The sequence below is a fragment of the Campylobacter jejuni genome, assembly GCF_049221745.1.
GTDB classification, from domain to species: domain Bacteria; phylum Campylobacterota; class Campylobacteria; order Campylobacterales; family Campylobacteraceae; genus Campylobacter_D; species Campylobacter_D jejuni_E.
On the sequence record NZ_JBMJAO010000005.1, the window covers coordinates 73,514 to 99,164 of the forward strand.

General features: G+C 30.5%; 28 protein-coding genes, 5 tRNA genes and 2 pseudogenes. 17 read left to right on the top strand and 18 right to left on the bottom strand.

All coding sequences use genetic code 11. The annotated features are described in order from the left end of the window. Genes iamB through ACOTU8_RS05320 form a run of 5 tightly spaced genes read left to right on the top strand, consistent with a single transcriptional unit; the run spans window position 1 to window position 3,881 of the window. The gene (gene iamB, locus ACOTU8_RS05300) at window positions 1-1,110 is read left to right on the top strand and encodes an ABC transporter permease (protein WP_422342088.1); all 1,110 of its coding nucleotides are present in this window, start codon (window positions 1-3) and stop codon (window positions 1,108-1,110) included. Beyond that, window positions 1,111-1,833, top strand: coding sequence for an ABC transporter ATP-binding protein (gene iamA / locus ACOTU8_RS05305; RefSeq protein WP_178890489.1), 723 nt, complete (start codon window positions 1,111-1,113; stop codon window positions 1,831-1,833). Window positions 1,834-1,835: 2 nt separating this feature from the next. Next, on the top strand, window positions 1,836-2,726 hold the full coding sequence (locus ACOTU8_RS05310; RefSeq protein WP_178890488.1) for an MlaD family protein: 891 nt from the start codon (window positions 1,836-1,838) through the stop codon (window positions 2,724-2,726). Further along, complete coding sequence (locus ACOTU8_RS05315; RefSeq protein WP_422342089.1) at window positions 2,726-3,325, top strand: ABC-type transport auxiliary lipoprotein family protein; 600 nt, start codon at window positions 2,726-2,728, stop codon at window positions 3,323-3,325. The genes ACOTU8_RS05310 and ACOTU8_RS05315 overlap by 1 nt, the downstream gene beginning before the upstream one ends. 55 nt (window positions 3,326-3,380) lie before the next feature. Then, window positions 3,381-3,881, top strand: coding sequence for a flagellar FLiS export co-chaperone (locus ACOTU8_RS05320; protein ID WP_215484987.1), 501 nt, complete (start codon window positions 3,381-3,383; stop codon window positions 3,879-3,881). 325 nt (window positions 3,882-4,206) lie between these two features. Here ACOTU8_RS05320 and map read toward each other — a convergent pair whose 3' ends face one another. The 6 genes from map to ACOTU8_RS05350 all read right to left on the bottom strand — a co-directional run bounded on the left by map (window position 4,207) and on the right by ACOTU8_RS05350 (window position 8,793). Next, on the bottom strand, window positions 4,207-4,965 hold the full coding sequence (map, locus tag ACOTU8_RS05325) for a type I methionyl aminopeptidase (protein WP_422342090.1): 759 nt from the start codon (window positions 4,963-4,965) through the stop codon (window positions 4,207-4,209). A gap of 9 nt (window positions 4,966-4,974) precedes the next feature. Continuing rightward, window positions 4,975-5,718: a glutamate racemase gene (gene murI, locus ACOTU8_RS05330; protein ID WP_422342091.1), complete on the bottom strand. Its 744-nt coding sequence runs from the start codon at window positions 5,716-5,718 to the stop codon at window positions 4,975-4,977. A gap of 1 nt (window position 5,719) precedes the next feature. After that, the gene (locus ACOTU8_RS05335; RefSeq protein WP_422342092.1) at window positions 5,720-6,175 is read right to left on the bottom strand and encodes a C40 family peptidase; all 456 of its coding nucleotides are present in this window, start codon (window positions 6,173-6,175) and stop codon (window positions 5,720-5,722) included. 8 nt (window positions 6,176-6,183) lie between these two features. Next, window positions 6,184-7,353 carry a Na+/H+ antiporter NhaA gene (nhaA, locus tag ACOTU8_RS05340; protein ID WP_422342093.1) on the bottom strand — a complete coding sequence of 390 codons (1,170 nt, stop codon included), beginning with the start codon at window positions 7,351-7,353 and terminating at the stop codon, window positions 6,184-6,186. Beyond that, complete coding sequence (gene nhaA, locus ACOTU8_RS05345) at window positions 7,350-8,498, bottom strand: Na+/H+ antiporter NhaA (protein ID WP_422342094.1); 1,149 nt, start codon at window positions 8,496-8,498, stop codon at window positions 7,350-7,352. The genes nhaA (ACOTU8_RS05340) and nhaA (ACOTU8_RS05345) overlap by 4 nt, the downstream gene beginning before the upstream one ends. 115 nt (window positions 8,499-8,613) lie before the next feature. Continuing rightward, window positions 8,614-8,793, bottom strand: coding sequence for a YjfB family protein (locus ACOTU8_RS05350; protein WP_422342095.1), 180 nt, complete (start codon window positions 8,791-8,793; stop codon window positions 8,614-8,616). A 553-nt stretch (window positions 8,794-9,346) separates the two neighbouring features. Here ACOTU8_RS05350 and ACOTU8_RS05355 point away from each other — a divergent pair. The 8 genes from ACOTU8_RS05355 (at window position 9,347) to ACOTU8_RS05390 (ending at window position 17,445) form a co-directional block, all read left to right on the top strand. Then, complete coding sequence (locus tag ACOTU8_RS05355; protein WP_422342096.1) at window positions 9,347-11,437, top strand: FTR1 family iron permease; 2,091 nt, start codon at window positions 9,347-9,349, stop codon at window positions 11,435-11,437. Then, complete coding sequence (locus ACOTU8_RS05360) at window positions 11,434-11,973, top strand: iron transporter (protein WP_126213783.1); 540 nt, start codon at window positions 11,434-11,436, stop codon at window positions 11,971-11,973. The genes ACOTU8_RS05355 and ACOTU8_RS05360 overlap by 4 nt, the downstream gene beginning before the upstream one ends. Window positions 11,974-12,055: 82 nt before the next feature. Beyond that, window positions 12,056-13,459 (top strand): Fe-S-containing protein, encoded by a 1,404-nt coding sequence (locus ACOTU8_RS05365; RefSeq protein WP_422342097.1) that lies wholly within the window; start codon window positions 12,056-12,058, stop codon window positions 13,457-13,459. Further along, window positions 13,446-14,738 (top strand): ABC transporter permease, encoded by a 1,293-nt coding sequence (locus tag ACOTU8_RS05370; RefSeq protein WP_422342098.1) that lies wholly within the window; start codon window positions 13,446-13,448, stop codon window positions 14,736-14,738. The genes ACOTU8_RS05365 and ACOTU8_RS05370 overlap by 14 nt, the downstream gene beginning before the upstream one ends. Continuing rightward, a complete protein-coding gene (locus ACOTU8_RS05375) occupies window positions 14,728-15,846 on the top strand; it encodes an ABC transporter permease (protein ID WP_422342099.1) in 1,119 nt (372 codons plus the stop codon). The genes ACOTU8_RS05370 and ACOTU8_RS05375 overlap by 11 nt, the downstream gene beginning before the upstream one ends. Continuing rightward, complete coding sequence (locus tag ACOTU8_RS05380; RefSeq protein WP_422342100.1) at window positions 15,843-16,496, top strand: ABC transporter ATP-binding protein; 654 nt, start codon at window positions 15,843-15,845, stop codon at window positions 16,494-16,496. The genes ACOTU8_RS05375 and ACOTU8_RS05380 overlap by 4 nt, the downstream gene beginning before the upstream one ends. Further along, window positions 16,493-16,981 (top strand): TlpA family protein disulfide reductase, encoded by a 489-nt coding sequence (locus tag ACOTU8_RS05385; RefSeq protein ID WP_422342101.1) that lies wholly within the window; start codon window positions 16,493-16,495, stop codon window positions 16,979-16,981. Before ACOTU8_RS05380 ends, ACOTU8_RS05385 begins: the two co-directional genes overlap by 4 nt. Beyond that, window positions 16,942-17,445, top strand: coding sequence for a TlpA family protein disulfide reductase (locus ACOTU8_RS05390; protein ID WP_422342102.1), 504 nt, complete (start codon window positions 16,942-16,944; stop codon window positions 17,443-17,445). Before ACOTU8_RS05385 ends, ACOTU8_RS05390 begins: the two co-directional genes overlap by 40 nt. A 9-nt stretch (window positions 17,446-17,454) precedes the next feature. Here the strand turns inward: ACOTU8_RS05390 and ACOTU8_RS05395 are convergent. The 12 genes and pseudogenes from ACOTU8_RS05395 to recA form a co-directional block, all read right to left on the bottom strand. After that, window positions 17,455-17,882, bottom strand: a pseudogene (locus ACOTU8_RS05395) (DUF411 domain-containing protein). Window positions 17,883-18,169: 287 nt separating this feature from the next. After that, on the bottom strand, window positions 18,170-18,541 hold the full coding sequence (locus ACOTU8_RS05400; RefSeq protein WP_422342103.1) for a hypothetical protein: 372 nt from the start codon (window positions 18,539-18,541) through the stop codon (window positions 18,170-18,172). Between the two features lie 172 nt (window positions 18,542-18,713). Then, a tRNA-Leu gene (locus ACOTU8_RS05405) sits at window positions 18,714-18,798 on the bottom strand. A 4-nt stretch (window positions 18,799-18,802) separates the two neighbouring features. Further along, window positions 18,803-18,879 (bottom strand) — tRNA-Arg (locus ACOTU8_RS05410). 14 nt (window positions 18,880-18,893) lie between these two features. Further along, window positions 18,894-18,970: transfer RNA gene (locus tag ACOTU8_RS05415), tRNA-Arg, on the bottom strand. Window positions 18,971-18,974: 4 nt separating this feature from the next. Further along, window positions 18,975-19,051 (bottom strand) — tRNA-His (locus ACOTU8_RS05420). A gap of 24 nt (window positions 19,052-19,075) precedes the next feature. Further along, window positions 19,076-19,153: transfer RNA gene (locus ACOTU8_RS05425), tRNA-Pro, on the bottom strand. 42 nt (window positions 19,154-19,195) lie between these two features. Then, complete coding sequence (locus ACOTU8_RS05430) at window positions 19,196-20,044, bottom strand: DNA ligase (protein WP_422342104.1); 849 nt, start codon at window positions 20,042-20,044, stop codon at window positions 19,196-19,198. Next, window positions 20,044-20,706, bottom strand: a complete 663-nt coding sequence (cgpA, locus tag ACOTU8_RS05435; RefSeq protein WP_422342105.1) for a glycoprotein CgpA — start codon at window positions 20,704-20,706, stop codon at window positions 20,044-20,046. Before cgpA ends, ACOTU8_RS05430 begins: the two co-directional genes overlap by 1 nt. Continuing rightward, window positions 20,696-20,899, bottom strand: a complete 204-nt coding sequence (locus tag ACOTU8_RS05440) for a hypothetical protein (RefSeq protein ID WP_002839177.1) — start codon at window positions 20,897-20,899, stop codon at window positions 20,696-20,698. The genes cgpA and ACOTU8_RS05440 overlap by 11 nt, the downstream gene beginning before the upstream one ends. 65 nt (window positions 20,900-20,964) lie before the next feature. After that, window positions 20,965-22,209, bottom strand: coding sequence for a phosphopyruvate hydratase (gene eno / locus ACOTU8_RS05445; RefSeq protein ID WP_422342106.1), 1,245 nt, complete (start codon window positions 22,207-22,209; stop codon window positions 20,965-20,967). Further along, the gene (gene recA / locus ACOTU8_RS05450) at window positions 22,209-23,240 is read right to left on the bottom strand and encodes a recombinase RecA (RefSeq protein WP_422342107.1); all 1,032 of its coding nucleotides are present in this window, start codon (window positions 23,238-23,240) and stop codon (window positions 22,209-22,211) included. The genes eno and recA overlap by 1 nt, the downstream gene beginning before the upstream one ends. Window positions 23,241-23,346: 106 nt before the next feature. Between recA and ACOTU8_RS05455 the strand changes: the two genes are divergently transcribed. The 4 genes and pseudogenes from ACOTU8_RS05455 to ACOTU8_RS05470 all read left to right on the top strand — a co-directional run. Next, window positions 23,347-24,207, top strand: coding sequence for a menaquinone biosynthesis family protein (locus tag ACOTU8_RS05455; RefSeq protein ID WP_422342108.1), 861 nt, complete (start codon window positions 23,347-23,349; stop codon window positions 24,205-24,207). Between the two features lie 11 nt (window positions 24,208-24,218). Then, window positions 24,219-24,488: a flagellar biosynthesis protein FliQ gene (fliQ, locus tag ACOTU8_RS05460; protein WP_002851290.1), complete on the top strand. Its 270-nt coding sequence runs from the start codon at window positions 24,219-24,221 to the stop codon at window positions 24,486-24,488. Continuing rightward, a complete protein-coding gene (gene murB, locus ACOTU8_RS05465) occupies window positions 24,485-25,261 on the top strand; it encodes a UDP-N-acetylmuramate dehydrogenase (protein ID WP_422342109.1) in 777 nt (258 codons plus the stop codon). Before fliQ ends, murB begins: the two co-directional genes overlap by 4 nt. Before the next feature lie 281 nt (window positions 25,262-25,542). Further along, window positions 25,543-25,651, top strand: a pseudogene (locus ACOTU8_RS05470) (autotransporter); the annotation flags it as partial.

The window sequence follows — 25,651 nt, forward strand, 5'->3', positions numbered from 1 at the left end:
ATGAATACAAATTTCAAATTTCGAAATAACACTCTTTTTATCTTTGGAATTTGGGATAAAACAAACATTTATAAGTTAAAAATAAAAGATTTTTTAGCTTTGATTCAAAGCAAGGAAGTGATTTTTGATTTTAAGGATCTAAAAGCAATCGATACTGCAGGAGTGAGATTTTTCCTTGCTTTGGAAAATGACCTTAAAGATAAAAATATTAAAATCACTAAAGAAGGCTTAAATTCACGCTTTCAAACTCTTTTTGAACTTTGTGAAAAAAACTACCAAAGACTAAGCAAAACAAAAAAATCATATAAAAATTTCAGTGAATACTTTATCGATCTTGGAAAATTAAGTTTAGAACTTTTAAAAATTTTAAGAAAATTCATCAATTTTACAGGAGCTTTTTTCACAAGTCTTTTTTTATGCCTTAAAAATCCTAAAAATTTTCGCTTTATTGCTTTTTTATATCATATAGAAAATTCTGCTTTTAAAGCTTTGCCTATAGTTATTTTAACCGCTCTTTTAGTAGGAGTGGTTTTAGCCTATCAGGCTGCTTATCAACTCGCACAATTTGGAGCCAATATTTTCATAGTGGATTTGATGGGAATTTCAGCCACTAGAGAACTTGCACCTTTAATCGCTGCCATAGTGATCGCAGGAAGAAGTGCAAGTTCTTATACCGCACAAATTGGGGTGATGAAAATCACTGATGAAATTGCAGCTATGAATACTATGGGTTTTCGTTCTTTTGAATTTATTATAATTCCACGCGTTATGGCTTTGGTAGTAGCTATGCCTTTAATCGTTGCCATTAGCGATGCGATCAGTATTATAGGTGGAATGATGGTTGCAAAATTAAATCTTGATATTTCTTTTGCTGAATTTTTAAGACGCTTTAGAGAAGCTGTAGATATAAAACATATCTTTATAGGACTTGCAAAAGCACCTATTTTTGGATTTTTAATAGGGCTTATTGCTTGTTTTCGTGGTTTTGAAGTAAAAAACACTACACAAAGTATAGGAATTTATACAACAAAAAGCGTTGTAAATGCTATTTTTTGGGTGATAGCTTTTGATGCTTTATTTTCTGTTATTTTAACTTCTGCAGGAATTTAAATGGTTATTAAAGCGCAAAATATCATTACAAAATTTGGAGAAAAAATCATCCATGATGGCATAAGTTTTGAAGTAAGAAAAAATGAAATTTTTGGCATTTTAGGAGGTAGTGGAAGTGGAAAATCCGTCCTTTTAAAACAAATGCTTATGCTTGAACATTTTGATGGTGGAGAATATGAAATTTTAGGCTATAAACTTAAAAATATCAACGAAGAAGATGCACTTATTTTACGTAAGAAATGGGGTGTGGTTTTTCAGTTTGCTGCACTTTTTAGTTTTTTTAATGTTTATGAAAATATTGCTATTCCTTTAAAAGAATATACCTATTTAGATGAAAATAGCATACAAGAACTGGTTTTAATGAAGCTAAAGATGGTAGGTTTAAATGAAAGTGTTTTAAAACAATTTCCAAGCGAACTTAGTGGCGGTATGCAAAAAAGAGTAGCAATTGCTAGGGCTTTAGCGCTCGATAGCAAACTACTTTTTTTAGATGAACCTACTTCGGGACTTGATCCTCATAGTAGCCGAGAATTTGATGATTTAGTTTTAGAATTGAAAAAAAGTTTTGATTTAAATATCATTTTAGTTACACACGATAAAGAAAGCATGAAAAATTTACTTGATCGCTTTATCATTTTAGAAAATAAAAAAGTTGGATTTTGCGGCACCTATGAAGGATTACGTATGCAAAATGAAAGACTTTTTAAAAGATTTATGGAGTAAAAGTGGAAAATAGAGCAAATTATTTTTTTGTAGGACTTTTTGTTTTTGGAGTGTTTTTTGCAAGTCTTGGTTTCATACTTTGGCTTGGGGGATACTCTAAAGAAGAAAGTTTTAAATATTATGAAATTCACACACAAGAATCCGTTGCAGGACTTGGTATAAAAGCACCCGTAAGGCTTTTGGGCGTGGAAGTAGGCAGTGTAGAAGAAATCAGTATTTATAATCAAGATGAACTCGGCGTTAACATACGCATCAAGGTCAAAAACAATACCCCCATAAAAGAAGACACCTTTGCTACTTTGCAACTTCAAGGTATCACAGGACTTAAGTTTGTTCAACTTCAAGGTGGAAGTAAAAATAGCAAAGATTTAGTATCTGCACAGGGAAAACTTCCAGTCATTCCTTTTAAAGAAAGTTTTTTAGCAACCATAGACAGACAAAGTGAACATATTTTTTCTTTGGTTAAAACGGCCGATGATAAATCAAAAGAACTTTTAAGCGAAAAAAATCTTAAAAATCTAGAAATCCTTTTGCAAAATCTGGCAGAACTGAGTGCAAATTTAAACGCTAATTCTAAAAATTTAAGCCTTAATCTTTCAAACGCAAGTTTAAAAATAGGAAAAATGGCTGATAATATAAGCCTTAGTGCGCAAAATTTCAACTCCAGTCTTAAAGACATAAAAGAAAGTACAACGATTTTAAAAAATTTCATAAAAAAAGCTGATGAAAAATTAAACACTTATGATGATATTAAAGTATCTTTGATGCAAAATTTAGAGCTTTTTAAACGAGTTTTAATTGAAAGCAATATTCTAATAGAAAATTTACAAAACAGCCCTGCTGATTTGATTTTTAAAGAAACCAAACCTAAACTAGGACCAGGAGAAAAATAATGCTAAAGCAATTATTCTATATTTTGACTTTTATTTTTATGTTATGCGGATGCTCTTTAAGACACGAAACCATCAATAAAAATGAAAATATCATATTAAAAGATGAAGGAATAGACTCAAATATTTTTTTTAAAAAAACCAGTAAAATTCTTAAAATTCGCAATACAGATATACCTTTATATTTAAATTCGCGAGCCATTATCTATATAGATAATGGTTTTAGCAACAAATATGCGCATTATTTCTGGGGAGATTTACCAAGCAATCTTTACTCTTTTTTAATTTTGTCAAAATTTGAACAAAGCAATATTTTTACAACCTTGCTTTCTTCAACAAGCTCTTTAAATGCAGATTATGCCCTTGAAAGCAGGATTAATTCTTTTGAGCAAATTCTTAACAACAATGAAAACTACGCTCAAATTTCTATAAGCGTAAATTTCATAAATCTTGAAAACAATCAAATAATAGCTCATAAAATTTTCAATACCAAAGAAAAAATAGAAAAAAAAGATATCCGCTCTATTTATAATGCTTTTCAAAAAGCCTTGAATAAAATTGGCAATGAGATTGTTTTTTGGGTAAATTCTAACTTATCCTAATTTAGGAACACTTTTTGCTTTTTAAATATTTAGCAATATTTTTGAAAGGTAAACAATGAAAAGTGATTTAGATATATTTAAAAAACACTTAGGTGAAATTCAAGGTGTGAATGAATTTAAAGCAAATCAAATTTGCTCTCAAATCAACGATGCAAATGATTTTATAGGAGCACTTCAAGTGCTTGATATGTCTTTAAAAAAAATAGAAAAAAGCATTCTAGAAAGAATAGATGAAAATTCAGATGATATGCAAAAAAGAACTCTTGATGCCACAGCATCACAACTTATACAAAACTGCTCTTTCATGGGAACAGCCCTTTTTGGAAATATTTTCAATGTTTATGTTGGTAAAAAACTTTTTGAATTTGAAATTGCCAATCCACTTTTAATTCTTCAAACAAGTAATTACGAAGGTGTATTGGCCTATATACAAGATAAAAGAGATGAAATAAAAATCATTCTATCGGAGTTAGCAACCGCAATCACCATGGGCGAAACTATGGATAATACTGGAATCTATAACTCTACAATGGATTTTAAAAATTTATTTAAATAAGAATAGTAATCGTTTGTTCTCTTTAAGCAAATATAATATATTTAGCTTAAAGAGATTTTCCAAACTCTTAAAAGAGAGTTAGGCTACGAATAAAAAGGGGGAGGGAAATAGCCTAACCCAAACGAGATCTTAAAAGATCTCTTTAAACTAAACCATATTTATATTTTAGTTTAATACGATGTGACATTTTATTCTAATAACACTTAATATATGATAAAAATATTATTTAGTAACTTAAATTATTAAAGAATGTTACTACAATATTATTTAAAAAATTTTAAATTTTTAGGATTTTAAGAAAAAATATTATTTTTATAATTTAATATCATATCATAGAAAGAATTTCAGCACGTCCATTAATCACAGCAACGCAATGTTCATAATGAGCTGCATTAAGTCCATCAACACTTCCAGCATCCCATTTTCCATTATAATGTTTTGGGGTTCCATCTTTTTGGCATATCATAGGCTCTATGCAAAACACCATTCCATTTTTAATTTTAGGGCCACTTTTTGCACTTGCACCTTTTTCTAAATAGTTTAAAATTTCAGGTTCTCCATGGGGCTTTCGTCCTATACCATGCCCACAATATCCACGAAGCGGGACAAAACCTCTTGCATGGATAAATTCGCCTAAAGCAGCTGAAAGTTCCTTAAAACGCATCCCATCATGAATAATATCTATAGCATAATATAAAGCATCTTTAGCACATGAGATTAAAGCTTTATCAGTAGGCGAAACTTCTCCTATAGCAATAGTCCTTGCAGCATCTCCATAATATCCATCAATCAAACTTCCCACATCAAGACCTAAAATATCACCCTCTTTAATAATTTTATCATCTGGAATTCCATGAATACAAACCTGATTTAAAGATGTACAAATTGCCCCTGGAAAACCATAAAGTCCCTTAAATGATGGTTTAGCACCAAGACTTACAATATAATCTTCTGCCATTTTATCGATTTGTTTTAAGCTCATCCCCGCTTTAATTTCATTCTCTAAAAAATCTAAAGTTTTTGCTACAATTTGATTTGCTATTCTTAATTTTTCTATTTCATCTGGTTTTTTTAATTCTATCATTTTATTTCCTTATAAATTTAGCCAAATTTTAGCAGTATTTTTTAAAGATTCAACATCACTTGAAGCATAAAAATGCAATCTTGCTTTATGATTTTTTAAACTTATATCTTCTCTTTCTTGAAGAAATTCAACTATAGCATCTCCTGAGTGAATTAATTTTGTTTTAGCACCAAAATATTTACCCAAAGATCGACTTAATAAAGGAAAGTGTGTGCAAGCAAGTATCAAAGCATCTGGAGATATAATATCCTTAAAATAATACTCCATAGCACTTTGCAAAAAATCTCCTTCAAAAATACCTTCTTCAACCATAGGCACAAAAAGCCCTGTAGCTAAAACATCCACATTTGTATATCCTTGAGATAACAAACGTTTTTGATATTCTTCTGATTTAATTGTTGCTTTTGTGGCAATCACTAAAATTTCTTTATTTTTATCATGCAAAGCTTTTATCGTTGCTTCAACCCCTGCATCAATTACACCATATACGGGAAAATGTGCTTTTAATCTTAAAGCATCTAAAGCATAAGCACTAGCAGTATTACATGCGATTATAAGCATATCGATTTGAAATTGTTTAAAAAATTCTAATGCTTCAAGACAGAACTTTATAATAGTATCTTTATCTTTCACCCCATAAGGAACTCTTGCGGTATCTCCATAATAGATAATTTCATCAAAAAGTCTAGCTTCATAAAGAGATTTTAAAACACTAAGCCCCCCTACTCCACTATCAAATACACCTATTTTCACTTTAATACCTTCTTGCTCCTATATAACGAGCCTTCCAATAAGAGCTATTTAGCTCGGCTTCTTTTACTCCACCTTTAGTAGATAAATGTATAAATTTTCCCTTGCTCATATAAATACCAACATGCATACCATTTGGCCCTCTACCTGTCTTAAAAAATACCAAATCTCCTGTTTGCAATTTTGATTTAGAAACTTTTCTCCCAGAACCTAATTGAGTTTTTGTAGTTCGAGGTATGCGTATATTAAGCTGAGCTAATGCATTCTGTGTAAACCCTGAACAATCAGCACCTTTTTTAGTAGTTCCACCTAAAACATAAGGAGTTTTTTTCCATTCATTTGCTATAGTCTTAAGTTTTGTTTCTTTATTTGTATTATAAATCGGACGAGTATAGTTTAAATTCTGATAAAAACTACACCCACTTATGAAAAATATAATTATAAAAAAAGCATACTTCATCAGTCCCCTTAAGATCGAGTAGCAAAAAATTTAAGATAAATAAAACCCCAAATTCCAGAACAAAATGAAGCTATGAGGATAGCTAAATTATCTGCGTAATTAAAAATATCACTGACCTCATATGCCAAGCCATCTATAAACAAACTCATTGTAAAACCAATACCCGTAAGTATACAAACTCCATAGAGTTGTTTTAAATTTGAACCTTGAGGTAAGGCTGCAAATTTAAAGCGGATTGCCAAATAAGAAAATAAAAATACACCTACTTGTTTACCTATAAAAAGACCTAAAAAAATACCTATACTTACACCTGAAAAAATTGATCCAATATCAATATTAGATAAATTTACTCCAGCATTAGCAAAAGCAAACAAAGGCAAGATAACAAAAGCGAGCCAAAATTTTAAGCTTTCATAAATTTCTTCTAAAAATGGTTCTCCATTTTTAGTTTGCATTGGTATAAAAATTGCTGTTATAATCCCAGCCAAGGTTGCATGTACGCCACTTTTTAAAACACTAATCCAAAGAATAACTGAACAAATAAAATAAAAAGATTTTCTTGTTATCCCTAAAAGATTTAAAACGAGCATTGCCAAAATAGCAATTCCCGCAACTACAAAAGCTGCTATAGATAATTTTGTCGTATAAAAAATAGCTATAATTAAAATAGCACCCACATCATCAAAGATAGCTAAAGAAAGTAAAAAGATTTTTAAACTTGATGGAATATGCTTACCGCACATCATTAAAATCGCTAAAGCAAATGCTGTATCTGTAGCTGTAGGTATAGCCCAACCTTTTAAAGTATAAGCATCTCCTATATTTACCAAAGCAAATATCATTGCAGGTATCAGTATACCTCCTAAAGCAGCCATAAAAGGCAAAACAATATTTTTAGGATTTTTAAAATCCCCATGCAAAAATTCTTTCTTAAGCTCAAGTCCTATAGCAAAGAAAAATATAGATATAAGCCCATCATTAATCCAAAGCAAAAAAGGCTTATTAAGCTCAAATTCACCGATACTAAATCCGACTTTTAAATTTAGAAATTCTCGATAATGTTCGCTAAAAGACCCGTTTTGCACAAGCAAAGCAAGCAAAGTGCAAACTATAAGTAAAACACCTCCAAAAGCCTCATTTAAAACCAAAGTTTTTAATTTAGTAATTACATTATTCATTTAACAATCTTAAGATAAATAAAACCAATAATGGCACTTAAAAAACTAGCTATTAAAATAGCAAGTTTATCCGCATGTTCAAAAATATCACTATTTTTATAAGCCAAACCATCAATAAATAAGCTCATTGTAAAACCAATACCCGTTAAAATACAAATACCATAAAATTTTCCATATTTAATATTTTCAGGTAATTTTGCAAGCTTAAGCTTAATGGCAATAAAACAAAAAATAAAAACACCTAATTGTTTTCCTAAAAATAATCCTAAAATAATTCCAAGACTTACAGGTGAAAATATAGAACCAAGATGCATATCTTTAATATCAATTCCAGCATTAGCAAAAGCAAATAAAGGTAAAATAAAATAAACCACCCAAGGATTTAAACTCTTAAGAACTTCATGCAAATAAGGCTTTTTATTTTTTGTATCAAGTGGTATAAATAGAGAAATAATCACTCCAGCCAAGGTTGCATGTACGCCACTTTTAAGCATAGCTATCCATAATATAACACCTGTTAATACATATAAAGAAAGATGGGTAACATGATAATAATTTAACAAAAGCAAAGCAAAAATACAAAACAAACAAATAATAATCGCTAAAGCCGAAAGTTGATCTGTATAAAATAAAGCAATAATTAAAATAGCTCCTAAATCATCAAAAATAGCCAAAGAAAGTAAAAAAAGCTTTAAACTTGTAGGAATTTTATTACCCAAAAGCATCAAAATACCTACCGCAAAAGCTATGTCAGTTGCCGTAGGTATTGCCCAACCTTTCATAGCAAAATCATGAGAATAATTAATAATAGTAAAAATCAAAGCAGGAGTAATCATGCCCCCTAAAGCACCGAATATAGGTAAAGATACAGCTCTTATATTTTTAAGTTGGCCACGCAAAATTTCGTATTTTAACTCAAGTCCTATACAAAGAAAAAAAATAGCTATTAGACCATCATTTATCCATAAATCTAATGATTTTGAAATTTGAAAATAATCAAATCCTACCGTAAAATTGGCATGAAAAAAATCTGTATAGATAGCATTTAAAGAAGAATTTTTACATAATAAAGCTAAAAATGTAAAAAATATAAGTAAAATACCTGGAAAAGTTTCACTTAAAACTATCTTCTTTATCATTTGCATCCTTACTCCTAAAAAATACTATAAAAAATTATAACGGAAAAATGCTAAAGAAATAATTATTTAAAAAACAAGCTTAAGTTCCAAAAAAGTTCTCAAGCTTGCATACTTAAGATATTTAAGCGTAAATATCCAAACCGCTAGAACTAATTTGTGGAGCAGAAGCTTGAGAAATACCTTCCATACCTTCGATGAGTTCATTCATCAATGCTTCGTTTGTATCCATAGACTTTTTTAAAACTGAAGTATTCACAGCAGTTATTAAATTAGCATTACTCATAGAAACATCTGAAACCATATCGCCCTCCTTAGTTTAAATTAAGTCTTAAGACTTAATTTAAAATCGGATGATACTTTCAAAACTTAATATTTTTTGTTAAGTTTTTTAAAATCTTTAAAAAGGAAAATAATCTCTAAAATTGAAAAAATTATAGATTTTTTAAAACAAAATCCTATACAAATTTTTAGTACTATAAACAATAATAAAGTTAATTCTCGTCCATTAGGAAGTGCTATGTTAATAAAAAATAAAAATTTTATTATTGTATGAATAAAAATAAAAACCTTTTCAAAGAGTTAAATCAAAATAAAAGTTTGTATTTGCGTATGTGCAAAAAAATTTTCTTGGATTAGAATTTATGCAAAAATTTTCTTTGACGATAATTTACAAATAGAAACAATAAATATTTATTAAAATATATCTTAAAGTACAATATAATAAAAATAATAATAAAAATATTTGTTGATTATAGAATCTTGTTTTAGTTCTATTTAAGATTTTTAATATTATACTAGCCATTATTTATTTTGATAATAAATATTATTTTTATCAAAAACCAAGGATAATGATAATGAAAATTTTTAAAATTATATTTTTAATTATAAGTATTTTTTTATCAAGCTCAGCTTTTGCTAGAGTAGATGATTATATTAATGAAGCAAATCTTATCAAAGACATGCTAAAACAAAGCATAGAAACTTACAAAAAGGGCGATAATCTAGGCGCCAAAAAGCTTAGCGAAGATGCGTATTTTCAACATTTTGAAAATATGGAAGGCCCTATAGGAAGAAACATAGGAAGAAAAGCCATCACCATGGAGCGTAAATTTGTAAATTTGCGTCGCATGTATAAAGATGAAGCTCCTTTGACACAAATTAATGCTTTAATTGATAGTCTTTATTATGATCTTGATGAAGTAGCCCCAATTTTACAAAATGGATACCGTTTAAAAGCAGAAGCAAGTAATACAAACTATGATAAGGCTAAAGCTGAAAAATCAAGCTTAGAAGCCAATGCCAAACGCGAAGCTGATGCAGAAGCTTTAATCGCACAAATGATGGCCGTGGATAAAAAAGATTTAACACAAAGCTCTTTAACCACCCAAGCTTCCACATCTGCAAACAACGATACGAGCAAACTTACAGATGATAATACAAGCGCTAATTTACAAGCTGCTGCTGCAATGGATGCAAGATTACAATTTATACTAGATAATATCTCTACCAAATTTTCACAGGCTGCTAATGCTTTTAAAGAAAAAAACTACCAAGCTAGTAAAGATTTTTTAAATGATGCCTTATTTAATGACTATCGAAATACTAAAGTAGAAATTTTAGTGAATAAATTTACTAAAGCAGGAAACGATCAAAAAATTCAACAAGCCATACGCACCCTTATACGCCAAATCAACGGTGAAAAAATAGATGAAAAAGGCTTAAGAGATGGCTTAGATAACATAGAAGAACAAATTTTTGATGTTTTCTTACAAATTCCAAATTCAAAACTTTCAAGTTTACAAATTTCAGGCTTTAACGATGAAACAAAAGGCAAAGATTATGCCAAAGTTTCCAATGATATCAAGCTTGCTTTAGATGAAATTTTAAAAAATTATGATGGCTTTAGTGCTTCTATAGTAGATGATTTACAAGGAATTTATCTAGATATTTTTGAAGCAAGCGGTATGGAAAATAAAATCGGTGCTGTAGATAGCGGCTTAAAACTTAAAATAGAAAGTTTATTCTCCAAAGGTGTGGCACTGATTAAAGCAAGCGCAGATAAAAAAGAGCTTGAAGCCACTTTTAATGACTTAGAACAACTCATAACAAGCAGCGTGGATAAAATTCAAGATTCTGCTCCTTATTCGCTGTTTATATGGGCTTTAGGTATTATTTTGCGTGAAGGCTTGGAAGCTTTAATCATAGTTGTAGCTATTGTTTCTTATCTTGTGCAAAGTGGTAATAAAAATCGTCTAAATATTGCTTATAGTGCTCTTTTTACAGGAATAGTTTTAAGTTTTATCACCGCTTTTGGAGTTTCTTGGCTATTCAAAGAAAATGCAGGACAAAGTAGAGAGCTTATAGAGGGTATTACCATGCTTATAGCCGTATTGCTACTCTTTTATGTGGGCTTTTGGCTACTTTCAAACGCACAAAATAAAAAATGGGCAAGTTTTATCAAACAAGGTGCTATAGACGCTATATCAAACAATAGTGCAAAAACCCTTTGGATCACCGTATTTTTAGCTGTTTATAGAGAAGGAGCAGAAACAGTGCTTTTTTATCAAGCCTTACTTTTTGATGCTAAAACAAACACTGATTTTAGTGCTGTTTTTGGTGGGCTTGGACTTGGAGTTTTAATACTTATTGTTTTATATTTTCTTTTAAAAGCAGGAGCTATTCGTATTCCTATAAAACAATTTTTTTATATCACTTCTTATATTATTTTTTATATGGTTTTTGTTTTTACAGGAAAAGGTATAGCTGAGCTCATAGAGGGAAAAGTTATCATTCCTGATCTTATACCTATAAATTTTGAACCTATTTTATGGCTTGGAATTTATCCTTACTATGAAACCTTAATTCCTCAATTTATAGTTTTAATCTTGCTAATCATTGGCATTTTAATAACAAAACAAATTTCAAAAAAAGGAGAAAAATCATGATAAAAAAAGTTTTATCAGTAGTTGCTGCAGCCGCAGTTATTAGCACAAATTTATTTGCGGGAGAAGTTCCAATTGGAGATCCAAAAGAATTAAACGGTATGGAAATAGCTGCTGTTTATTTACAACCTATAGAAATGGAACCAAGAGGTATTGATTTAGCTGCGTCTTTAGCAGATATTCATCTAGAAGCAGATATTCACGCACTTAAAAACAATCCGAATGGCTTTCCAGAAGGTTTTTGGATACCTTATTTAACTATAGCTTATGAGCTTAAAAATACTGATACAGGTGCTATTAAACGCGGAACTTTAATGCCTATGGTGGCTGATGACGGTCCTCATTATGGTGCAAATATCGCTATGGAAAAAGATAAAAAAGGTGGTTTTGGTGTAGGAAACTATGAACTTACTTTTTATATCTCAAATCCAGAAAAACAAGGTTTTGGACGCCATGTTGATGAAGAAACGGGTGTAGGCAAATGGTTTGAACCTTTTAAAGTAGATTATAAATTCAAATACACAGGCACACCAAAATGATTTTACACTCGGATTTTCCGAGTGTTTAAATATTTTTATTTTTATTTGAAAAATTAAAATAACAATGTTTAAAGAGTAAATTATGAGTATATATTTTGTGCATTTTCTTATCAGTGTTTTGCCACTAAGTATTTTAATGGCCTTTATCACTCCTGATAAAAAATATATTTTTAAAAGTTTTTTAGTAGTTTTTTTGGGCTTTTTGTTTGGATATTTTGCCTTTTTTATTGCAGCACAATTTTTAAAAACTGAAAATTTGATTTTTAATTTTGATTTTGTTTTTATAAGTTTATTGCTAATAAGCTTTATATTTTATTTTTGGAAAAAAATTGAAATTTTAAATTTTATTTTATTAGGAATTTTAAGTTTTTGTACAGCCTTACATTATTACTTTTTAAGTCAAGATTTTCCTATTTTTACCAGCTCTTTGATCAATAGCGAAGGCATGACCTCTTTAGGTTTTATAATTTTGGGCTTACTTGTTTGTATTTTGATTTTTTTCTTTTTAAAACGGCAAAAAAATATTAATAAAAAATCAATTTTTATACTTTTCTTATTGCTAGTTTTTATAGAAGGTGATAAAGCACTAGCCAATATCTTGCTTACTTTAATGCGAAATTCTATTATAGAAACTCACACCTTTTTAGTTAGCTTTGTAGGAAAAAGCAATTATTTTGGTGTTTTTGGAATTTATATTTATTTATTTTTTATCGCTTTTTTAGCATTTTCAAGTTTGAAAATTCGTAAAAAAAATATGGTCAAAAAACAAAATTTAGATACCAATTACCGTAAAAATAAAGCTAAAAACAACCTAATCAATAGCTATTTTTCTAGTATTTTTATCTCTTGTGTTGTAAGCTTTTGCATCATCTTATACTTTTTTATGGTAAGTTCTAAGCCTTTAGTTATAGATGAACCTAAAGAAATTTTACCTGATAGCAATGGTAAATTTATCTTTGATATAACTCTTTTAAGAGATAATAAACTTCACCGCTTTGCTTATATCAGCACAGAAGGTAAAGTAATAAGATTTTTTCTTATCAACAAAAGAGAAGATAAAGACTCTCCTGTAGCTGTTTTCGATGCTTGTATGATTTGTGGAGATATGGGCTATATTAAAAAAGATGGACAACTTATTTGTATTTCTTGTAATGTCCGTATTTTTTTACCTAGCATAGGTAAAAGTGGGGGTTGCAATCCTATTCCATTAAAATACGTATACGATGGTCAAAAAATAACTATAGATGTTAAAGATGTAATAGCAGGATCTAATTATTTTAGTCAAATCAAAGAAATTGAAGTGCAAGATCCTGTATCAAAAACTAAAATTATAAACACCCAAGCTCCTTTTTCTTATAGCTATAAAGGGATTACTTATTATTTTTCAAATCAAAACAACTATGAAGAATTTAAAAAAGATCCTATGAAATATGTAGAAGAAAATGAAGCTCAATTTTTAATTCAAAGGAGAAATGATGTTGGCTAAAATGATTTTTAACTCTATATTTAAAAACAAAATTCAAAAATTTTTAGCCTTTCTTACTTGTTTTTTAGCCACGCTTTTACTCTCTACTATGCTAAATATTACCCTAAGTATAGGCGATGAAGTAACTAAACAACTCAAAAGTTATGGCTCTAATATCCTTGTTTTACCCAAAGGCTCAAGTCTTAGTATAGAAATAGGTAACGAACTTTATGAACCCTTAAAAAACAAAAACTACCTAGAAGAAAAAAATTTATATATGATTAAAGACATTTATTGGCGTAACAACATCACCGCACTTGCTCCTTTTTTAGAAGGTAAAATCGCAATTGAAAACTCCCAGCAAAAAGCACTTATTTATGGCACTTATTTTCAAAAAGCTATAAAAATTAAAGACGATGATGATTTTATCACAGGTATAAAAAGTCTTTATCCTTATTTAGCAGTGCAAGGAGAATGGGCAAAAGATGATAGCAATGAAATCATGCTGGGCGAAGACTTTGCTAAAAACAATAAACTAAAATTAGGAGATACTATCAAACTCATAGGAGAAAACGATCAAAGCAAAAAAGCAAAAATCGTAGGCATTTTACTTCATGCCAATCCTAAAATGTCAAATAAAATCATCACTCCTTTAAATTTAGCTCAAGATTTACTCAACAAACAAGGGCTTTACTCAAGTGCAGAAGTAAGAGCTTTTACCATACCTGAATCAGCCCTTTCTGAAAAAGTGCGTCGCATGGGTGAAGAAAAATTAGATCAGTTAGAATATGACAAATGGTATTGTTCAGCCTATGTAGGCTCAATCGCTAGTCAAATTAGCGATGGCTTACCAGGTGCTGATGCAAAAGCTCTAAATGCTATAAGCGATGCTCAAAGTTTAGTAGTTAAAAAGATCCAATCCTTAATGGGCATTACTTGCATTATTTGTCTTATTGTTGCAAGTATTGCAATTTCAAGTCTAATGAGTTCTGAAATTCATCGTAGAAAAAAAGAAATAGGACTTTTAAAAGTACTTGGTGCTAATACTTTTCAAATTTATCTCATCTTTGCTAGTGAAAATTTAATCGTAGCTTTATTTGCTGCTTTATTTGGTTTTATTTTTGGTATAGCGCTTTCTCAAATCATCAGCCTTAACATTTTTGGATATTTTATTGATATAGCTTTTATAGCTTTACCTTTAAGCTTTATTTTTGCAGGACTTATTGCCTTACTAGGTTGCTTGATTCCTATAAAAAATATCACACAACTTTCAGCTGCAGGAGTACTTTATGGTAGATAAGTTTTTCCTTAATGAGCTTTTTAAAAGCATTAGCTTTTCTTATCAAAGACTTTTTATTATAATTTTAAGTGTTTTTATAGGAGCGCTTACTTGCTCAGCTTTTTTAAATATTTATTTTGATATCGATACCAAACTTTCTAAAGAATTAAAAGCTTACGGGGCAAATGTCATAATAAGCCCAAAACAAGATGAAAATTTTATATCCAATGCTGATTATGAAAAAATAAAAGAAAATTTAAAAGCCAGAGCTTTAACTCCTTTTTTGTATGATTTTTTAAATTTAGGCAGTACAAGTGGAGTGGTTTTAGGCACTGATTTTAGGGCTTTAAAAATCACTAAGCCTTTTTTAGAAGTCAAAGAAGGAAGTTTTTCCTTAAATAGCTTTGATGAAAATTCAACCTTTTTGGGTGTTAATCTAGCCAAACAGTTAGGCTTAAAAACAGGCAATGAACTTCAAATTTATAATCCCCATAATGGGAAAAGTATAAAACTTACCATAAAAGGCATACTTTCAAGCAATGATGAATTTGATAGCATTGTTTTAGCTCCTTTGAGTGTAGTGCAAAATTTAAGCGATAGAGCTGGTATTAACTATGCTAATGCTGTAGTTTATGGAAATTTTGATGAAGTTAAAGCCAAAACACAAGCAATCAACAATGAATTCATCGATGCAAAACCTATATCTTCAGTATCCTTAAGCGAAGGTTTAGTGCTTGGAAAAATAAAAGCTTTAATGTTTTTAATCATACTTGTAGTATTGATCATAGTTACCACTAGTGTCAATACAACTTTAAGCTCTATTATATTTTCTCGCAAAAAAGAAATCGCACTGCGTTTAGCCTTGGGTGCGAAAAAAAGTGAAATTTTTAAACTTTTTGCTAGTGAATGCTTTATAGTAAGTTTTTTTGCTAGTTTAATCGGAGCTTTTTGTGGGATATTTTTAGCTAATATCTTTGGTTATTTGATTTTTAATTCTAGTATTGATTTTAGATTTATAGCTGTTTTTATAGCCTTAATCATTTCTTTGATTTTTGCCTTTTTGGCTGCATTTTTTCCTATAAAAAAAGCATTAAAAATCAATGTGTGTGAAAATTTGAAAGGTGAATGATGAAAAAAGAACTTATTAAAATAAACAACTTAAATAAAGAATTTGGCAAAGTTAAAGCCTTAAGCAATATCAACTTAAGCGTCTATGAAGGAGAATGGCTTGCCATCATGGGTCCATCAGGAAGTGGAAAATCAACGCTTTTAAACATACTATCACTCATGGATACTCCAAGCTCTGGAGAGTATATCTTAGATAATGAAAGCCTAAAACAAATGGATGAGGAGCAAAAAATTACCTTGCGTCGTGAAAAAATAGGACTTGTCTTTCAACAATTTCACCTTATCCCCTATCTTAACGCTCTAGAAAATGTTATGCTTTCTCAATATTATCACTCAAGTGTAGATGAAGAAGATGCCAAAATAGTTCTTGAAAAAGTAGGACTTTCACATAGACTTACTCATTTACCTAGTCAATTAAGCGGTGGGGAGCAACAAAGAGTTTGTATAGCAAGAGCTTTGATCAACAACCCAGAACTTTTACTCGCAGATGAACCTACAGGAAATTTAGATGAAGCTAATGAAAAAATCGTTCTTCAAACCTTGCAAAAATTAAAAAATGAAGGCAAAACCATAGTTTTAATCACACACAATCCTGATTTAGCTAAATTTGCAGATCGAACCCTTGTCTTACAACATGGGGTGTTAAAATGAAAAAAAGCCTTTTAATCTTAAGTATTTTGTTTTTGTTCAATGCTTGTTCTTTTGAAAATTCAAAAGATACTGGAAAAGTTGAAGAAAAAAGTGTTGAAATTTCAGCTAAAGATACTTTAGGAAAAGCTGTAAAACTTGCTGATGATAATACAAGTTTAAAAGTCTTAGTCTTTTTTCAAAATGGCTGCCCTTCTTGCTTAAAAGAACTCCCTTCTTTAGATGAATTCATACAAAATCACCCCGATAAAATCAGTGTTTATGCTATAAATTCCATAGATAATGCCAATGTGGTTAAAGTTTTAGCTGAACAATTTGACTTTAAAAATGTAAAAGTTTTAAAAGACGATCTTAAAATCACCAATGATCGTTACGCTGTATTTGCAACCCCTACTACCATTATCATCAAAGATGGAGTGATAAAAGAGAGAATTTTAGGAGAAAAACCATGGGAATTTTTCGAATCCAAGCTTATTTCTTTGCTTTAATCATAGCTTTATTTTTTGTAGCTTGCGATAGTGGAGAAAATTTTAAAGCTTTAAATAGTGACAAAACCTATAATTTTGCCTACAATGGTTTTAAAAAAAACCTAAAACTAAATGATAAAGCACAAAATTTTGCCTTAGTATTTTTCACAAAAGATTGTGGAGTTTGCAAAGAACAAATTCCTATTTTACAAAACTTAGCTAGAAACTATGATTTTAATATCTTTGTGGTTTTAGGCGATGCAAATGATGCAAATGATGCAAAAGCTTGGGCTGATGAAAAAGGTCTATCTAATTTAGCAATGTTTTATGAAAAAAGAGCAGCTAAATATCTTTCAAGTGCCATTGGGGAAATATATGGAGTGCCTGTGCTTAGTTTTTTCAAAGAAGGAAAAATGGATGAAAAATTTATAGGCTTAACTCCTTATAGCATACTTGAAAAAGAAATCAAAAAAGTAAAAAGCTAAAAATTTACCTTAAAGCTTTTTATCTCCTACGAAATATCCATAAAGCTCATAGCTTCCATCTTTTTTCATCAAAATTACAGGATATTTTCACTATATCCTTGCTCCATCCCTGGGCTTCCTTGCAGCATGCCAGGAGCTGAAATTCCTATCACATCTTTAGGTTTGTTTTCAAGTAACCAGCTTACAGCACTTTCAGGAACATGCCCTTCAATAGCATAGCCTTCAATCACGCCTGTATGGCAACTTTGATACTTATCTTTTATACCCATTTTTTCTTTGATTTTAAGAAAATCATTGGTTTTATGAACACTAACCTCATAACCTTTAGCTTTCATATAATCAGCCCAAAGATCACAACAGCCACAAGTAGGACTTTCATAAACTTGTATTTCCTTAGCCTGCGTAAGAGTGAGTAAAAAAAGAATGGTTAAAATTATTTTTTCATAATTGCTATCCTAAGTAAAAAATATATAATAATACTTTTATAAAGTTAATATCATCATATTTTTAACACTAAAAAATAAAATTACAAAAATTTGATCAAGAAAAAGACTTTTAATGAGTGCTGATTTTGTCTTTACAGCAAAGATATAAAAGATAAAACGATTTAAAAAACTAGAAATTTTTAACTTAAAAAGCTTAAAATTTAGATATATTTTATACTATGTTTTTTATAGTCAAAACCTTTGGTGTGAAAGCTCTAAAATAATAGAGCTTTCAAGTATTATTTGAAATTATAGAACTTATCAGCAGCCCAATCTGTTTTTCTATCTACAACTAAGAATTCATTATAATAAATAATCTTTCCTTTTGCTATTTCTTGTTTCATTACTTTAAAAGTTCCCCTTTGAATAACATCATATTCATGCGGATCATCTTTTTTGATACTTTCTATAGCATAAATCTCTAAGTTATCAGTATTGAATTCATCTTTCATTTCTTCTTTAGCATCCTCTAAAGCTATTTTTGCATAGGCATCATCTCCTCCTGATACTTTAACTAAATTAGGATCATGTATAGTGATAACCCCCCCCCTGAAAATGCTGACACATTTAAAACAACTAAAGCTGCTAAAGCTAAACCTAATTTTTTTCATTTTATCTTCTTGAATTGAATTTTGTATATTTTAATTATTTTTCAAATCTTTTGCAAGATAATTTTGAATTTATCTAAATTAAATTTGCATTTTATCTAGCAATCATAAGAAATTTTAAAATGAAATAAAATTTATGAGAAATCAACTCTTGTTTGAAAATGATAAAAGTAAGTGGTGCGGATGAAAGGACTTGAACCTTCACGCATTGCTGCACCAGATCCTAAGTCTGGCGTGTCTGCCAATTTCACCACATCCGCAAAGTGGTACGCCCAAGAGGATTCGAACCTCTGACCTACGGCTTAGAAGGCCGTTGCTCTATCCAGCTGAGCTATGAACGCATATAAAATCTTGGTGGTGCGCCCGATAGGAATCGAACCCATAACCTACAGATCCGAAGTCTGTCGCTCTATCCAGTTGAGCTACGAGCGCTTAGTGGGGTGAGTGATGGGAATTGAACCCACGACCCTCAGGACCACAATCTGATGCTCTAACCGACTGAGCTACACTCACCATTTTGTATAAATTTATAAAAAATGGTCGGGGTGAAAGGATTCGAACCTTCGGCCCCTTGGTCCCAAACCAAGTGCGCTAACCAGACTGCGCTACACCCCGAATAAACAAAAGGAAATATTTTATCACAAAATAATTTTAAAGTCAAGGATTTTCATCCCTTATTCTTAAAAAAACCGGAAAGCGAGGTAAGGAATTTTTGGTCAATCCATTAAATTTATAAGTCACAATACTACCAATTTTTGGAGGATTTTTTCTATCTTCATCTTTTAAACCACTACCTATTTTAATGATTTGTCCATTAGGCATTTTACAAAGCAGAGCACCTACTTGATTTTCAAATTTACCCTTACCCTTGCGAAATCCTACCAACTCACATTCTGCATCATCATAGGATTTTAATTTCATAGCATTTTTACTTCTGCCTTTTTCATAAGGACTTAAATTTTTGCGTATGACAATACCTTCGCCTTGATTTTTTATAATGCTTTCGTAAAATTGATTTAAATTATTTTGATTTTCAACTGAAATTTGAGGAATAATTTTTATATAGGCACTAGGATATTTTTGTAAATACTCTTCTAAAACAGCTAAACGATTTTTAAGCGTACAAGTAGGAATTTGAAATTCTTCGCAAGCATTTGGCACATCAAAAATATTATAAGTTACTTCCTTCCATAAGGTCAAATTGCTATCGCCACTACGAATTAAAGCTGAAATTTCATCAAATTTATTTCTTGCTATCCAAAGCTCACCATCAATAGCAAAAGGAGGGAAATTTTTTGTAAAAAAGTCAGGAGTTTTTATTTTGTAATTTTGGCGAGTTTTTAGATATTTCCCATCCCAAATTCCACGCACTCCATCGAGTTTTTCGCTCATCAAATAAGCATTAAAATCTTTAGAATTAAAATCTTGCTTATCGAATTTGCTAAGAAGCAAAATTTCATTAGCAAAAACTAAACAAGCACAACATATTAAAAAAATAAATCTCATCAAAGCAGATTAATCATATATCCAGTTGCATCTTTTTGAATATTATAATTATAAGTTCCATCAAGATATATTACAAGTCGATAATATCCTTTATGAGATCCAAAGTCTATGCGTTTAAAAATAGAATTGCTAAGGCGTATATTTTTTGTAGGGCTAATCATTTTAGACCTAAAATCTATAACGATTTTACTTGGATTTCCTACTGAAAAATCTGTGATCATTTCATCACTAGTGTTAAGTTTTATTTTGTTTTTATAAACCGCGTAAGAAATAAAATCATAAATCTTTGCAACCTGTAAAGGTATTTCAACATTGGCTGTTGAGTTTGATTCTTGTTTAGAGCTATTTTTTTCAGGTATAGTAACTGAAACATCAAGTACTTTTGAAGGATCAGGGCTTTTAAATCTTGATATAGTATAAGTATCGTGCCAATCAATACTTTTATTGACATCTAAATCGATCTTATCTTCACTTCCGTCTAAATTGATATAATTAAAAGTGATGCTTTTTAAAATCCTTGCACTAGAATTAAATTTAACTTCCTCTTTTTGAAACTCGGGTGGAGCAACCAAACTTATGTTTTGTTCTATTTTAAAAGGATTTTCATCAGCATATAAAAGAGAGGTAAAAATAAAACATATTGCCAAAATTCTAGTTTTCATTTGGGTATAATCCTTTTAATTCAAAATAATCTTTTTGTGCTTTAGCATTTTGTTCTTTGAGCAAAATAATCTTTTTATTAAGCTCTTCTTTGGTATTTTCTAAGCTTAATAAAGTATCTAAAGAATACTGCCCAAAAAACATATTGCCAAAATAAATCGCTCCAATTACAACAAGAAAAGCCCAAAAAATCATTTTTATAACATGAGTATAAAAACTTTTTTTTCTTGTACTTTCGTCGTATTCTTTAAGTAAATCGCTCAGAGCTTTTCTCCTAAGTATTCATCGCCTTCAAGTTCAATTTCAAGTAAGCGATTGTATTTTGCAGTTCTTTCGCCTCTTGCTAGGGCTCCTGTTTTGATTTGTCCTGTATTTAAAGCTACAGCAAAATCCGCTATAAAAGTATCTTCACTTTCGCCGCTTCTATGACTCATCACACATTTATAGTTATTTCTTTGTGCTAAACGCACAGTTCTCATAGTTTGAGTAATAGTTCCGATTTGATTTGGTTTGATAAGTACAGCATTTGCCATTTTTTTGATGATACCTTCTCTTAAAATATCTTCATTAGTTACAAACAAATCATCGCCTACAAGCTGAATTTTATTGCCCAATTTTTCAGTCAGTTTAATCCAGCCTTCAAAGTCATTTTCAGCTAAGCCATCTTCGATACTGCAAATTGGATATTTTGCACAAAGTTCTACATAGCGTTCAATCAAATCCTCGCTTGAAAAAGCCTTGCCTTCCATGTGATATTTGCCATCTTTAAAAAATTCTGTACTTGCTACATCAAGAGCAATTTTTACACGATTTTCATAACCTGCTTTTTTGATACAAGTCATTAAAAGATCGATAGGTTCTGTGTTGTTAGCTAAATTTGGAGCAAAACCGCCTTCATCACCTAAAGCCGTAGATTGTCCAGAATTTGCGAGTTCTTTTTTTAATATCGCATAAATTTCACAAACTGAACGCAAAGCTTCTTTAAAACTGGTAAAACCAAAAGGCATGATCATAAATTCTTGAAAATCTACATTGTTATTTGCATGAGCACCGCCATTTATGATGTTACACATTGGTACAGGCAAAATGCTCGCATTTGCACCACCTAAGTAACGATATAAAGGCACTCCTAAAGCAACAGAGGCTGCACGAGCTGTTGCCATAGATACGCCTAAAGTCGCATTAGCTCCTAAATTTGAATAATTATTTGTTCCATCAAGCTCACGCAAAGTATCATCAAGTTGAGTTTGATTAAAAGCATCTAGTCCTAAAATTTCATCTGCAATGCTCTCATTGACATTTGCAACAGCTTTTAAAACACCTTTTCCGCCAAATCTTTCATCATTATCACGCAATTCCAAAGCTTCTTTTGAACCTGTACTTGCACCACTTGGAACTATAGCTGCACCTAGACTTCCATCGCTTAACGTAACTTCAGCTTTTACGGTTGGATTTCCCCTGCTATCAAGAACTTCATAGGCTCTAACATCTTCAATTACCAACATTATTCTTCTCCTTCGTCATCTTCGCTACCGCTGATCATACCTTCTATTCCCATAGAATTTTGAATCGCTTTTGTAATTTCATCTGCAATCTCAGGATTTTCTTTTAAGAAAGCTTTTGAGTTTTCTCTACCTTGTCCAAGTTTTTTATCTTTGTAAGAAAACCATGCACCACTTTTATCCACGATATCAAGTTTTACGCCATAATCGATCAATTCACCCTCACGGCTTAAACCCTCTCCAAACATTACATCAAATTCAGCTTGTTTAAATGGAGGTGCTACTTTATTTTTAACCACTTTTACTTTAACGCGGTTTCCTATAGGTTCTTCATTTTGTTTTAAGGTTGCTACTTTTCTAACATCTAAACGCACAGAAGCATAAAATTTAAGTGCATTTCCACCTGTTGTAGTTTCAGGAGTACCATAGCCCATAGCACCAATTTTCATACGAATTTGGTTGATAAAAATCACCGTGGTATTCATTTTATGAACTATACCTGTAAGTTTTCTTAGAGCTTGAGACATAAGTCTTGCTTGAAGCCCTACATGTTGATCGCCCATATCGCCTTCAATTTCTGCTTTTGGGGTAAGTGCTGCAACGCTATCTACTACGATAAGATCTACTGCACCGCTTCTTGCTATAGTTTCTACAATTTCTAAGGCTTGTTCTCCAAAATCAGGTTGAGAAACATACAAATCATCTGTATTTACACCTAAATTTTTAGCATATTTTACATCAAGCGCATGTTCTGCATCGATAAAAGCACAAACTCCACCTGCTTTTTGGCATTCTGCGATAATATGTAAAGTTAGAGTGGTTTTACCTGAACTTTCAGGCCCATAAATTTCTATAATTCTTCCTTTTGGAACACCGCCTATACCTAAAGCAAGATCAAGCCCAACTGAACCTGTGCCTATGCTATCGATTTGCTCGACTTCTTTATCCCCTAGTCTTAAGATAGTACCTTTTCCAAAGGTTTTATCTAAACTTTTTAGGGCAGCGTCTAGGGATTTTCTTTTATTATCATCCATAACTTTCCTTAAAAATTCTAAATTTTTAGTTAGAATTCTAACAAAATAAAATTAAATAACAATTTATTTTGCTAGAATTAAAGCAAAGATTTAAAGGAAATTAAAGATGAAAAAAATCACTATCGCACATTCTCCTGATGCTGATGATATTTTTATGTATATGGCTATTAAATTTGGATGGATAGGGAATGATTTTGCTTATAAAAATACAGCTTTAGATATACAAACTTTAAATGAATTTGCCTTGAAAAATGAATTTGATGCTACGGCTATTTCTTTTGGGCTTTATCCTTTAATCGCTTCTGAATACGCTCTTTTACGCACAGCAGTGAGTTTTGGCGAAGGTTATGGGCCAAAACTCATCAAGAAAAAAGACACGCATTTAAAAAGAAATTTTAAAGTCGCTTTGAGTGGAGCAAATACCACCAATGCTTTGATTTTTCGTATGAAATACCCTGAAGCAAGAATCATTTATAAGAATTTTTTAGACATTGAAAATGCAGTTTTAAGTGATGAAGTAGATGCAGGAGTTTTGATCCATGAAAGCATTTTAGATTTTGATCAAAGTCTTTGCGTAGAAGCAGAACTTTGGGATATATGGCTTGAATTTGCTAAAGAAAATTTACCCTTACCTTTAGGTGGAATGGCTTTGCGTCGCTCTTTGCCTTTAAGCGATGCAATTAAGATCGAAAAGGATTTAACCAATGCTGTAAAAATCGCCGATGCAAATCGTAAAATTTTAGCCCCTATGCTTATGGAAAGAAAACTTATCCGTGTTGATGAAGAAAAACTGGATACTTATCTTAATCTATATGCCAATAAAAACTCTATTAGCATGAATCAAACTCAACTTTTAGCTGTAGATACGCTTTTTAAACTAGGATATGATTATAAATTTTATGATAAAATCATACATGTAAGTGATTATCTTATCCCTAGCGAATACGAAGAAGCTAGAAATTCTTAAAAAGGATAAAAATGGATGAAAGCACCTTGGTTGCTCTTGGAGTGCAAACCTTTAAAATCACACTTTTACTTTCCTTGCCTATGCTTTTAGCAGGGCTTATTGCAGGGCTTGTAATCAGTATTTTTCAAGCAACTACACAGATTAACGAAATGACACTTTCTTTTGTTCCTAAAATCATCTTGGTTGTAGTTATTTTAATCTTTTTAATGCCTTGGATGACTACAACTATGATTGACTTTACCGAAAACATACTAAATCAAATTCCAACTTTTATCAAATGATCATTGATTTTAAAAAATACTCTTCTGTGCGTATAGGAAATGAATTTGAAGTTTTAGTTTTGGATCAAATTTGTGATTTTGATGGTTTTTTAATAGGCGGTGCAAATAACCTTTTAGTTAGCCCAAAACCTAAAAATATAGGAATTTTAGGAGATAGTTTTGATTTTATACAAATTTTAGATCAAAATAAAGATTTTATACATCTTCGCATAGGTTGCAAAACAAAATCAAGCAAAATGTATCACTTTGCCAAAGAAAATAATCTTAAGGGTTTTGAGTATTTAAGCAAAATTCCTGGCACACTTGGCGGGCTTTTGAAAATGAATGCAGGACTTAAAGGAAACTGCATCAGTCAAAATTTAATCAAAATTGCCACTTCTGAAGGCGAAATTCTAAGAGCAAATATAAATTTTGATTATCGTTTTTGTCCTTTAAATATGCCTTTTTTTTGGGCTGAATTTAAACTAAACTTTGGCTTTGATACCCTTAAAGATGAAGCTTTAAAAAATGCAAGAAGCAACCAACCTAGTGGAGCAAGCTTTGGCTCTATCTTTAAAAATCCGAAAAACGACTTTGCAGGACGTTTAATCGAAGCTGTAGGACTTAAAGGATTTAGCAAGGGAGATGCTATGTTAAGCGATAAACACGCAAATTTTTTAATTAATAAAAAAAATGCAAGTTTTGAAGATGCGTTTTTTCTTATCAAATTAGCCAGAAAAAAAGTCTTTGAAGAATTTGGCATAAACTTAGAAAATGAAGTGCTTATTATCTAATCATACAAAACAATAAAAATTCTGTCTAAAATTTTACCCTCATTAATCAATTTTTTTATATAAAACAAATTTTAAATTGAAATTTTATAATTATACGATAATTAGTATTTAATTATACTTTAAGTTTAAATATTTTAATATTCCGCTATTTTATTTTGTATTTTATATTATTTTTAATTATTTAATACATAAATACATAAGACAAATTATAAGGGAGGAAAAATTTTATGAACAATATCGCATGGATGGGGGGGGGGGATTGAAAAAAAAAAAAATTCATCAAAAAACTAGTTCTTTCTTTAGTTACAATTTCTTTCTTAGCGAGTTGTGCTAATGCTACATTAAATTCTGAAATAAAAACTTATGATGAAGTAAATAAAAATCTTAAGG

What these genes read in the sequence shown, in the direction of transcription:
- eno (WP_422342106.1), bottom strand. Translation starts at nt 22,209, where the DNA reads ATGTTGGTAATTGAAGATGTTAGAGCCTATGAAGTTCTTGATAGCAGG.
- ACOTU8_RS05375 (WP_422342099.1), top strand. Translation starts at nt 14,728, where the DNA reads ATGGTAGATAAGTTTTTCCTTAATGAGCTTTTTAAAAGCATTAGCTTT.
- murB (WP_422342109.1), top strand. Translation starts at nt 24,485, where the DNA reads ATGATCATTGATTTTAAAAAATACTCTTCTGTGCGTATAGGAAATGAA.
- fliQ (WP_002851290.1), top strand. Translation starts at nt 24,219, where the DNA reads ATGGATGAAAGCACCTTGGTTGCTCTTGGAGTGCAAACCTTTAAAATC.
- ACOTU8_RS05455 (WP_422342108.1), top strand. Translation starts at nt 23,347, where the DNA reads ATGAAAAAAATCACTATCGCACATTCTCCTGATGCTGATGATATTTTT.
- ACOTU8_RS05440 (WP_002839177.1), bottom strand. Translation starts at nt 20,899, where the DNA reads ATGATTTTTTGGGCTTTTCTTGTTGTAATTGGAGCGATTTATTTTGGC.
- recA (WP_422342107.1), bottom strand. Translation starts at nt 23,240, where the DNA reads ATGGATGATAATAAAAGAAAATCCCTAGACGCTGCCCTAAAAAGTTTA.
- ACOTU8_RS05370 (WP_422342098.1), top strand. Translation starts at nt 13,446, where the DNA reads ATGATGTTGGCTAAAATGATTTTTAACTCTATATTTAAAAACAAAATT.
- iamB (WP_422342088.1), top strand. Translation starts at nt 1, where the DNA reads ATGAATACAAATTTCAAATTTCGAAATAACACTCTTTTTATCTTTGGA.
- ACOTU8_RS05430 (WP_422342104.1), bottom strand. Translation starts at nt 20,044, where the DNA reads ATGAGATTTATTTTTTTAATATGTTGTGCTTGTTTAGTTTTTGCTAAT.
- nhaA (WP_422342094.1), bottom strand. Translation starts at nt 8,498, where the DNA reads ATGCAAATGATAAAGAAGATAGTTTTAAGTGAAACTTTTCCAGGTATT.
- ACOTU8_RS05360 (WP_126213783.1), top strand. Translation starts at nt 11,434, where the DNA reads ATGATAAAAAAAGTTTTATCAGTAGTTGCTGCAGCCGCAGTTATTAGC.
- ACOTU8_RS05365 (WP_422342097.1), top strand. Translation starts at nt 12,056, where the DNA reads ATGAGTATATATTTTGTGCATTTTCTTATCAGTGTTTTGCCACTAAGT.
- cgpA (WP_422342105.1), bottom strand. Translation starts at nt 20,706, where the DNA reads ATGAAAACTAGAATTTTGGCAATATGTTTTATTTTTACCTCTCTTTTA.
- ACOTU8_RS05400 (WP_422342103.1), bottom strand. Translation starts at nt 18,541, where the DNA reads ATGAAAAAAATTAGGTTTAGCTTTAGCAGCTTTAGTTGTTTTAAATGT.
- ACOTU8_RS05380 (WP_422342100.1), top strand. Translation starts at nt 15,843, where the DNA reads ATGATGAAAAAAGAACTTATTAAAATAAACAACTTAAATAAAGAATTT.
- nhaA (WP_422342093.1), bottom strand. Translation starts at nt 7,353, where the DNA reads ATGAATAATGTAATTACTAAATTAAAAACTTTGGTTTTAAATGAGGCT.
- ACOTU8_RS05350 (WP_422342095.1), bottom strand. Translation starts at nt 8,793, where the DNA reads ATGGTTTCAGATGTTTCTATGAGTAATGCTAATTTAATAACTGCTGTG.
- iamA (WP_178890489.1), top strand. Translation starts at nt 1,111, where the DNA reads ATGGTTATTAAAGCGCAAAATATCATTACAAAATTTGGAGAAAAAATC.
- map (WP_422342090.1), bottom strand. Translation starts at nt 4,965, where the DNA reads ATGATAGAATTAAAAAAACCAGATGAAATAGAAAAATTAAGAATAGCA.
- ACOTU8_RS05385 (WP_422342101.1), top strand. Translation starts at nt 16,493, where the DNA reads ATGAAAAAAAGCCTTTTAATCTTAAGTATTTTGTTTTTGTTCAATGCT.
- ACOTU8_RS05355 (WP_422342096.1), top strand. Translation starts at nt 9,347, where the DNA reads ATGAAAATTTTTAAAATTATATTTTTAATTATAAGTATTTTTTTATCA.
- ACOTU8_RS05320 (WP_215484987.1), top strand. Translation starts at nt 3,381, where the DNA reads ATGAAAAGTGATTTAGATATATTTAAAAAACACTTAGGTGAAATTCAA.
- ACOTU8_RS05335 (WP_422342092.1), bottom strand. Translation starts at nt 6,175, where the DNA reads ATGAAGTATGCTTTTTTTATAATTATATTTTTCATAAGTGGGTGTAGT.
- ACOTU8_RS05390 (WP_422342102.1), top strand. Translation starts at nt 16,942, where the DNA reads ATGGGAATTTTTCGAATCCAAGCTTATTTCTTTGCTTTAATCATAGCT.
- ACOTU8_RS05315 (WP_422342089.1), top strand. Translation starts at nt 2,726, where the DNA reads ATGCTAAAGCAATTATTCTATATTTTGACTTTTATTTTTATGTTATGC.